We start from the raw sequence: 7,503 nt of genomic DNA, 5'->3' as shown, positions 1-7,503 counted from the left end.
CTGATTAGCGGCCCCATGAGTTTTTAGCCCATGGCCGGAGAGGCTTAATTTCTGACAATTCAGACTCTTTGTCATGTCAGTGTTTATGCAACGCTACTGTGCTGAGCTAAAAGAGGAATGTTGTTGAACTAATCGATCCATTCTTTTCCCCTTTTCTGAACGAAGGAGGCGGGTTATGTCGATATCGGCGGAAAAATATTTAATGCTATTAAACCATTTCGGGAACCGGGCGATTGTCGGCCAAGAAATCGAAGCGACGGCCGAAGAAGTGTCCGGCGCGCTGTATTGCTCGCCGCGCAATGCGAAGATCGTCATTCACAGGTTGGCCGAAGAGCGCTTGATTCAGTGGCATGCGGGAAGAGGGCGCGGCAACGTCTCGCGGATCGTCTTCTTGGCCGAGAAGGAGCCTTTTCTCGTCGACAAGGCGCAGGAGATGGCGCACAAAGGGGAGTACAAGCAGGCGTTCGAGCTGCTGCACGCCAACGGAGCGGGAGTGGCGACGATTGACCGCTTTCTGGTATGGCTTAACGATCAGTTTGGTTACCGATCCGAGCGGACCCATGGCGCGGAATCGAAGGATACGCTTTGTTTTCCTATGTACGAACCGGTGTGGACGCTCGATCCGCTACACGTTTATTATTCGTTCGACGCGCACATGATCAGGCAGGTTTTCGACCGCTTGGCGGAGTACGAGACCGGTACCAGTGAGCTCAAGCCGGGGCTGGCCCACTACTGGGAATCCGATCCGGAGGCGACGGAATGGACATTCTACCTGCGCAAGGGCGTTCGGTTTCATCATGGCAGAGAGCTGCAGCCGGAGGACGTACGCTTCACGTTCGAAAGGCTTCGCGGGAACAAGCCGTCCAGTTGGCTCGCAAGAAACGTGAAGGAGGTCATCTGCGAAGGGCCCCGTGCGGTACGGGTCGTTCTGGACCAGCCGAACTTTATTTTTCCCCGCTTCGTCAGCTCCGCCGGATTGTCGATCGTTCCGCGGGAGGCAGGGGACCAGGATGGAGATTCGCCGTTCTGGAACAAGCCTTATGGGACCGGGCCGTTCCGGGTCGGGAGCCGGACAGAATATGGCTGCGAACTGTGGGCCAACCTGGATTATTTTCAAGGCAGGGCGCACATGGACAAGGTCGTCGTCGCCTACATGCCTAAGGAGTCGGCCAGGCTTTCGGAAAACGCGGAATGGAGACATCTGCTGCACGGGAGAAAGTCTATCCTCCGCAGATCCGACGAGGATTGGTCCAAAATCGAAGCGCTGTGCAGGGGCAGCGTGCTGATGACATGGAACCTCGGGAAGCAAGGCCCTCAGCAATCGCCCGATTTTAGGCGCGCAATTTCATTGTTCCTGAATCGGAAGCAGATGATCCGGGAATTGGGAGAGGATCGAATCTATCCCGCCCGCGGCTTCCGTCCGACGCTTCAAACCCCTTATCTGAATGAGGAACTGGACGAGGAGGAAGCGAGAAGGCTGCTGAGAAAATCCGCCTACCAAGGGGAGGAGGTCGTTATGGCGACCTATGGCTCCCATCAACCGGACGCTCATTGGATCCGTCGGAGATGCGAGGATTTTGGAGTCAATCTGCGCATTGAAACGTACACTCACTTGAGCGTTCGCGAAGCGGGGCTGCTGCCCGCGGTCGACGCGCTTTTGTTCGGTGTCGTGTTCGGAGTGGAAGACGTATGCGAGATCGAAAACTACGAGCAGGCCGGCAATTTTCTCAAAGAGCATCTTCATCCGGACGTACAGGACTGGATAACGGCTCGGATCGACCGGGCGGTCGCCGAACCCGACCCGCAAGCCAGGCGATCCGTACTGGACGGAATCGAGGACAGGCTGCGCGACGAATCCCATGTCCTGTTCGTGTTGCATAAAAAGTCGGATACGTACGTTCACCCTAACGTGAAGGGAGTCGGCCTGAATTCGCTGGGCTGGATTGACTTCAAGGACATCTGGCTGGAAAAACGCGAATAGGCGGATGCCAGAAAGGAGATTCGACGTTTTCCCGGAACGATCGCTAGGATTTCTCCCGGGATGACCCTATAATGGGATCAGGAACGAATATTGTCGGAAGGGATTGTTTCGATGAATTTTGCCAGCAGGCTGATACAGAAAGTCAAAAGCCGGTTCGTTCAACATAAACTTAAAGCGTACGCGGACAAACTGACGGCGATCTCCGAGCGGGATTTGACGGGGTGGGACGACGGCCGGCTGAAGGCCGAGTCGACAAAGCTGAAGGAGAGAGTACGGGCGGGCGCTTCGCTGGACGACATTATGGTCGAAGCGTTCGCTATCGCCGGGGAAGCGGCGAGCCGCGTGCTCGGCATGCGTCCTTACGACGTGCAGATTATGGCGGGAGCCGCTCTGCACGACGGCAACCTGGTCGAGATGCAGACGGGGGAAGGCAAGACGCTCGCGGCGGTCATGCCCGCCTATCTTAACGCGCTGCAGGGCAAAGGCGTGCATGTGCTGACGTTTAACGATTATTTGGCCGGTCGCGACGCGCAGTGGATGGGGCCGATCTATCGTTATCTTGGGCTTACGGTTGCGTCGGTCAAAGAGGAGATGACGACGGAAGAGCGCCAGCAAGCTTACGCGGCGGACATTACTTACGTTACGGCCAAGCAGGCCGGCTTCGACTACTTGCGGGATACGATCGCGATGACGGTGAGCGACATCGTGCACCGTCCGTTCCGCTACGCAATCGTCGACGAGGCGGACTCTCTGCTGATCGACGAAGCGCGCGTGCCTCTGGTGATCGCCGGCGAAGTCGCTTCCGGAGGCAGCGATGGCGGACGGATGGCGAAGCTGGCGAAAGAGTTGGTACTGGGCGAGGATTACGACTTCGACGAGAACAAGCGCAACGTCTTCCTGACGGAATCGGGCTCGGAGAAGGCGGAGAAACGGCTCGGCACGGGCAATTTGTACGAAGCGCACAACAGCAATTTATTAACGTCATTAAATTGTGCGTTGCATGCGGAATCGCTGCTTAAGAGGGACGTCGATTACGTCATTCGGGACGGCAAGCTGGAGATTATCGATCCGTACACCGGGCGCGTGGCGCAGAACCGCCACTGGCCCGACGGCTTGCAGGCCGCCGTCGAGGCGAAGGAAGGGATCGAGACGAAGTCGTCCGGCAAAATTCTCGGCACGATCACACTGCAGCATCTGCTCAGCCTGTATCCGAAGATCAGCGGCATGACGGCGACGGCCCAGGACTCCGTGGAAGAGTTCGAGGAGACGTACGGGCTGAGCGTCGTGCAGATTCCGCCTAACCGGCCGCGCATTCGCATCGATCACGAGAGCCGTATCTATACGCACAAGGAAGCGAAGCTCAAAGCGCTCGTGAAAGAGATCGCGGAAGTTCACGCGACGGGGAGGCCGATTCTGATCGGAACGAGCAGCGTCGAGGAGTCCGATCAGCTGGCGGAGGAGCTTGGCAAGGCGAACGTCGCCTGCCACGTGCTGAATGCCAAAAACGACGAGAAGGAAGCCGAGATTATCGCGCGCGCGGGAGAGCTGGGCGCAGTGACGGTATCCACGAACATGGCCGGACGCGGCGTCGACATCCGTCTCGGCGCGGACGACGCCGCGCAAGCGGAAGCGGTGGCCGAGCTCGGCGGCTTGTACGTCATCGGCACGCACATGAACGAGAGCGCGCGCATCGACAACCAGTTGAGAGGCCGCGCAGGCAGGCAGGGAGACCCCGGTTCGTCCCGGTTCTACGTCTGTCTGGAGGACGAGCTGATCAACCGCTTCGGCATTGAGAAGGCGATTCCGGCCGCTTACCGGACCGGAAAGCAGGACGAGGAGCTGTCGGCTTCGGTGTTCAGCAAGAAGATGGATCATATCCAGCGCGTCGTGATGGGCCAAAATTTCGAGATGCGCAAGACGCTTAACAAATACTCCGACATGGTGGAGGAGCAGCGGCGCATTCATCACGACCGGCGCGAAGCGGTGCTGCGCGATCAAAGCGGCATGAGCGAGCGCGAGAAGCACATCCGCCTGTATTTCATGGACAAGGCATGGGCCGATCATCTCGCCTACGTCTCTTACATTCGCGAGGGCATTCATCTGGAGAGCCTGGCGAACCGCAATCCCGTTGACGAATTTCATCATCGGATCATTCACGCCTTCGAGCAGCTTCCGGATAAACTGGAGAAGGAGGCGGCCAAGGCGCTCGGAAGACTGGGCGCAACCGATTCCGGCGATCGCGCGGAATGGGAACGGATGGGGTTCAAGCCGCCTTCGCGAACGTGGACTTATTTGATTCAGGATCAGTTTATGGAGAAAAAGACGAGCATTTTCAACTTCTGAGTGAAACTGTGCGCAAGGAGGTCATCGCATGAACGTCAGAAAGATGAGATTGTACGATACGGAGAACGTCCATTCCGGCGATGACCGAGACGAGTTCGAGAAGGATTACGCGAGATTGATCCAGTCGCCGGCTTTCCGCAGGCTGCAGGGGAAGTCGCAGGTATTCGGCGCCGGTTCTGGTGACTACTACCGGACGAGGCTGACCCATTCGCTGGAGGTGTCCCAGATCGCCAGGGAAGTGGCCAGACGGCTCGGCAAGCTGTATCCGTTCCTGGCGCTGAAGGAGCATCCGGGGCTGACGATCGATCCCGAGGTCGTAGAGTGCGCTTCGCTCGCCCACGATCTCGGCCACCCGCCGTTCGGGCACAAGGGAGAAGAGGTGCTGGACCGCCTTCTTCGCGCCGAGCACGGGCTGAAGTACGAGGGCAACGCGCAGAACTTCCGCATTCTCATGTTTCTGGAGAAGCGGGCGGGCAGCGACAGCGGATTGGATCTGACGGCGGCGGTGCTGCTGGCCATCAACAAATATCCGTACTGCATCGACGATCCCGACAGGCATAAAGGGGTCTACAGCACGGAGTGGGAAGGCATCGGATTTCTTCGGGATACGTGGGGAATGCCGAAAGGCTGCGCAACGCTGGAAGCGCAGTTGATGGACTTGTGCGACGACATCGCGTATTCGACGCACGACTTGGAGGACGGCATTCGCGCCGGGAAAATATTGATGGACCGCGCCTTCTTCGAGGACGATCGCGTCGTGGCGCACGTGCTTCAGGAAATCACGGAAGATCCGAATTACTCCGCGGCGAACTGGCAGGGCGTCGATCAGGAGTCGATGGTCAAGCGTGTGCTGATCGACTTCTATGAGCAGTGGGCGCAAATCTACCTGGAATGCGATCGCGAGCCTTCGCGCACTCGCCGGGAAATGAAGGCGCGCTGGGTACGCAAGTTCGCCAGCGAGGTCGGCATTATCGACGAGCCTTCGAGCGGCTGGAAAAAGGTGACGTTCGTTCGCGACGGACAGCGGGATTGGGAGCTGCAGCGGACGATGGAAATTTTGAAGAAGCTCGCCTGGGTGACCTTGATCAAGGATTTTCGCGTACAGCGGCTGCATAAGCGCAGCGAGGTCATGATCGAACGGCTGTGGGGGAGCTTCAAAACCTACGAGACGGGTCGTCTGATCGTTCCCCGGGACTGGCTGGAGAGCTATGAGGCACAGAAAACGAAATGGCCGTGGGAACGGCTTGCCGCCGACTACATTTCCGGCATGACGGACGCTTATGCGGAGAAAGTGTACGCCGAGTTCTTCGCCAGCCGCTCCGGATCGATCTACGAACGGGATTAAAATTTTCCTTGACCCTGACATTGATGTCAGGGTTTATGCTGGTTTGGAATCGACCGTCAAGGGAGGAGCTGCCATGCAAATCGGCGAATTGTCGGCCCAGACCGGGGTCAGCGTGCGTTCGCTCCGGTACTACGAGAAGCAAAAGCTGTTGACCTCGGTCCGAGGGAGCAACGGTTACCGGGAATACTCGGATCTCGCCGTGGAGCAGGTGCGCACGATACGGCTTTATTTGGCTTTGGGGCTGACGACGGAGCAGATTGCGAGCTTTCTTCACTGCGTGCTTAAAAACGAGGAGGCGTTCTGTCGGGAAGTGCTTCCGTTGTACGAAAGCAAGCTGCGGGAAATCGACGCGCAGCTTGTCGAGCTGAGCCAGATTCGCGCCAACCTTACGGACCGCATTCGGTCGATTCGGAAAAAAAACGAGCAGGCGGAAGGAGGGGAAGCGATACGATGATTCGAGTTAACGATGCGAGCATGGCGGAGAGCCTTTCGAGCCATGGATTGGCGCTTGTCGACTTCGGTGCGGCCTGGTGCCCGCCCTGTAAGACGCTTAAGCCGATCTTGGTCGAGATCGGGGCCGAGTATAAGGAACGTGTGGCCGTGCTGGAACTGGATTGCGACGAATCGCCGGAGACGGCAGCCAAATACGGCGTTATGTCGATGCCGACGGTGATGCTGTTTCGCGACGGAGAAGCGGTCGAGAAGCTGGTCGGTCTCAGACCGAAATCGGCGTACGAAAACTTGCTTGCAAAATACGTTTGAACAAGCTGCTCTTGCGCAGCGTAATGCGTATAGCTGAAAGACCGAGTGCTGATAACACTCGGCCTATACATATGGCTTGGATAGGACGTCCCTTCAAGCTAATGAGCGACAAAACCCACCTTCGGCAGCCTTGGGGTGGGTTATTGCTTTTCCTTGCAGATAGATTACCCGATAATCGATATGCGCTCAGTCGAGAGGCCGCACGGGACGAAAAGAAATCGATTTATTTGTTGTCAACGCGTTGGATGTTGCCTATGATGAAGGGGAATGACGAAGGGGGAACAGCAGATGAAGATCGATCTGGGCACACGAACCGCGCTGGTAACCGGAGCGACCGGACAGTTGGGACGAGTGATGGCGAGGACGCTGGCGCAATGCGGCGCTAACGTCGCAATTCATTATCGCGGTAACGAGGATCAGGCGCGGGCTCTGCAAGAGGAATTAACGGGCTTGGGCGCGAGATCCGCCATCGTCAAGGCGGACATTACCGATTGGCAGTCGATTGCCGACATGAAGCAGGAGCTTGAAGCGAAGCTCGCGCCGATCGACATCGTGGTCGCCAATGCGGTTGCCCAATATCAATGGACAAGCATACTGGAGCAGCCTCCCGAGGATTACGCCAGCCAATTCGACTCCTGCGTCATGCAAAGCGTCTACTTGGCCAAGGCGTTCGCGCCCGGCATGGTCGAACGGAAATGGGGCAGATTCGTCGGCATCAACACGGAATGCGCGATGCAAAATTTTCCGACGCAATCGGCGTACATAGCGGGCAAACGGGGAATGGACGGCATCTATCGCGTGCTGGCCAAGGAAATCGGCGAGCACGGCATTACGGCGAATCAAGTGGCTCCGGGCTGGACGATCAGCGAGAGAGATCGGGAGAACCATACCGAGCGAAACGAAGCATACGAGCAGTCCGTTCCGTTAAGACGGAGAGGCACGGATCAGGAAATCGCCAACGCGGTCGCTTTCCTCGCGTCCGACCTGGCCAGCTTTATTACGGGCGCTTACATTCCGGTCAACGGCGGCAACGTGATGCCGGCTATCTAATCCAACGAACGGGCGGTGAGAC

Annotated in this window: 6 protein-coding genes; all 6 read left to right on the top strand. The window is 57.6% G+C overall.

Annotated elements, in window-relative coordinates; translation table 11 throughout:
- The first annotated feature begins 175 nt into the window (after positions 1-175).
- The 6 genes from ACESLM_RS22595 to ACESLM_RS22570 all read left to right on the top strand — a co-directional run bounded on the left by ACESLM_RS22595 (position 176) and on the right by ACESLM_RS22570 (position 7,481).
- On the top strand, positions 176-1,981 hold the full coding sequence (locus ACESLM_RS22595) for an ABC transporter substrate-binding protein (protein WP_372634627.1): 1,806 nt from the start codon (positions 176-178) through the stop codon (positions 1,979-1,981).
- A gap of 111 nt (positions 1,982-2,092) precedes the next feature.
- Positions 2,093-4,324, top strand: coding sequence for an accessory Sec system translocase SecA2 (gene secA2, locus ACESLM_RS22590; protein ID WP_372634624.1), 2,232 nt, complete (start codon positions 2,093-2,095; stop codon positions 4,322-4,324).
- Positions 4,325-4,352: 28 nt separating this feature from the next.
- Positions 4,353-5,669, top strand: coding sequence for a deoxyguanosinetriphosphate triphosphohydrolase family protein (locus ACESLM_RS22585; protein ID WP_372634622.1), 1,317 nt, complete (start codon positions 4,353-4,355; stop codon positions 5,667-5,669).
- Positions 5,670-5,742: 73 nt separating this feature from the next.
- Complete coding sequence (locus ACESLM_RS22580; protein WP_372634619.1) at positions 5,743-6,123, top strand: MerR family transcriptional regulator; 381 nt, start codon at positions 5,743-5,745, stop codon at positions 6,121-6,123.
- The gene (trxA, locus tag ACESLM_RS22575; RefSeq protein WP_372634616.1) at positions 6,120-6,431 is read left to right on the top strand and encodes a thioredoxin; all 312 of its coding nucleotides are present in this window, start codon (positions 6,120-6,122) and stop codon (positions 6,429-6,431) included. The genes ACESLM_RS22580 and trxA overlap by 4 nt, the downstream gene beginning before the upstream one ends.
- A 288-nt stretch (positions 6,432-6,719) precedes the next feature.
- Complete coding sequence (locus tag ACESLM_RS22570; protein ID WP_372634614.1) at positions 6,720-7,481, top strand: SDR family NAD(P)-dependent oxidoreductase; 762 nt, start codon at positions 6,720-6,722, stop codon at positions 7,479-7,481.
- The last annotated feature ends 22 nt before the right edge of the window (positions 7,482-7,503 follow it).

The sequence above is a fragment of the Cohnella sp. genome (assembly GCF_041641335.1).
Classification (GTDB): Bacteria; Bacillota; Bacilli; order Paenibacillales; family Paenibacillaceae; genus Cohnella.
Note: the sequence above shows the minus strand (reverse complement) of the source record. Positions and strands in the feature narration are given on the sequence as shown.